This is a genomic window from Mesorhizobium sp. B1-1-5, assembly GCF_006443065.1.
In the GTDB taxonomy this organism is placed as follows: Bacteria; Pseudomonadota; Alphaproteobacteria; order Rhizobiales; family Rhizobiaceae; genus Mesorhizobium.
This window is the reverse complement of sequence record NZ_VFWS01000247.1, coordinates 1-2,078: the sequence shown is the minus strand read 5'-3', so window position 1 is coordinate 2,078 and position 2,078 is coordinate 1. Positions and strand designations below refer to the sequence as shown.

Below are 2,078 nucleotides of genomic sequence, written 5' to 3'. Positions count from 1 at the left end.
TCATTCCAGGGCGGAGCAGGAGCGAAGCTCCGTCGCGAAGACCCTGGAATCCATGCCGTTACCTTCGCCAAGGAATGGAACGGAGCACAATTCTGCACCGCGGCGGCGCTTCCAAGCCACGGAATGGATTCTATGGTCTGCGCGCGTCGCTTCGCTCCTTGCTCCGCCCTGGAATGACGACGTTGGGGCGGCTTCAACCAATCCCGGCGTTTGCGCCGATTTTCACGGAAAAGAACGGAAATCTTGCACCAAGACAAACGGCAACCTTTCAAAATCCCTGTGTCAGGGAACTAGAGCCTGATGCCGAAAACTGGAACCGGTTTTCGGCATCAGGCTCCAACAAAGGGCTAGAATTCCGGGATGGACAAGGCGCGGGTTGCCCACCACCGAATGAAAACGCCGCGCGGACAAATGATAACCAACAAGGGGAACGACCATGACCATCAACAGACGCGACCTTCTCGGATATAGTGCCGCAGCGATCGGTGCTGCGACGCTCGGCCTGCCGAGGGCGGCAAAGGCGGCGGACGAACTCACCATCGCCTACAACGTCAACCTGCCTTCATGGGACCCGACGACCGGACCCTCGGCCGTCAACCCGACCATCCAGGGACTCTATCAGTCGGTGTTCGACCAGATCATCGGGCAGAAGCCGGACCTTTCCTTCACGCCCGGGCTGCTCACCGAATGGGGCTGGAACGACGACCGCACCAAGGTGACGATGACGGTGCGCGACGGCGTGAAATGGCATGACGGCTCGCCCTTCACGGCCGAAGACGTGGTGTGGTCGCTGACCCGCGCCGGTGACGAGAAGACCGGCAACCCGATCCAGTTCGTCTGGAAGAACGTCAACAACTTCAAGATCGACGGCAACAAGATCACCGGCGACGTCGTGCAATTCGACCCGGTCTATTTCAAGTGGATGTCGTTCCTGACCGGCTACTTCCTGCCCAAAGCCTATTACGAGAAGGTCGGCGCGGAAGGCTTCGAGAAGGCGCCGATCGGCACCGGTCCCTATATGGTCGACAAGTTCGAGCGCAACGCCTTCCTGCGGCTGAAGGCCAATCCGCATTATTGGGGCACCAAGCCGGCCTTCGAGAACGTGACGATCAAATTCGTCACCGACGCGGCGAGCCGCGTCGCCGAGATCGAATCCGGCTCCTCGCAGGTGACGCTCGAAATCCCCTATGAGGAATATGACCGGCTGATCGCCAAGGACGGACTTGCCGGCTCAGTCAAGAATGTTTCCGACATCGGCATGATCTTCTTCAATGACATCGAGGCGATGCTGGACAAGAACGTCCGCCAAGCGGCCGTGATGGCAGTCGACAAGGAGCTTCTGGTCAAGCGGCTGCTGCGCGGCTACGGCCAGCCGATCGCGACGCTGGAGACGCCGGAATACACGGCCTTCGATCCATCGATCAAGGTTGAGCACAATCCGGAAAAGGCCAAGGAGCTGCTCGCCGCCTCCGGCTATTCGCCCAAGAAGCCGGTCAAGTTCACCATCCAGACGACCAAGGGCTTCAAGCCCAAGGACTACGAGATGATCCAGGCGATCGTCGGCATGTGGCGCAAGGTCGGCATCGAGGCCAATATCGAGGTCTACGAGATCGCCAAGCATTACGAGCTGCGCGCCGCCGACAAGCTGGCGCCGGCTGCTTTCTACAACTGGGGCAATTCGATCGGCGATCCGACCACCTCGACCGGCTTTGCCATGTATGGCCCGAGCCCGCATTCGGTGTGGGACAGCCAGGACCTGATCGACATGATCAACCCGCTATGGGGCGAGAAGGACGAGGCCAAGCGCATCGCCGGCTGGAAGGCTGTCGACAAATACATCGCCGAGCAGGCCTATGTGCTGCCGCTGATCCAATATGCGCAGCCGATCGTGCATTCGAAGAAGGTCAATGTCGTGCAGCACGTGTCCGGCGCTCTGCTGCCGGCGCTGATGACCCCGGCCTGATTATCGGCCTTGCCCCCTGCCGGGTCTCGCCCGGCAGGCCCCCTCATCCGGCCCTTCGGGCCACCTTCTCCCCGAGGGGAGAAGAGGTCGCCGGCGGCTGAGCCAGCCTCTTCTC

Annotated in this window: 1 protein-coding gene; it reads left to right on the top strand. The window is 60.8% G+C overall.

The window, feature by feature from the left end:
- Positions 1 to 436: 436 nt before the first annotated feature.
- Positions 437 to 1,963 (top strand): ABC transporter substrate-binding protein, encoded by a 1,527-nt coding sequence (locus FJ980_RS30005; RefSeq protein ID WP_140547233.1) that lies wholly within the window; start codon positions 437 to 439, stop codon positions 1,961 to 1,963.
- The last annotated feature ends 115 nt before the right edge of the window (positions 1,964 to 2,078 follow it).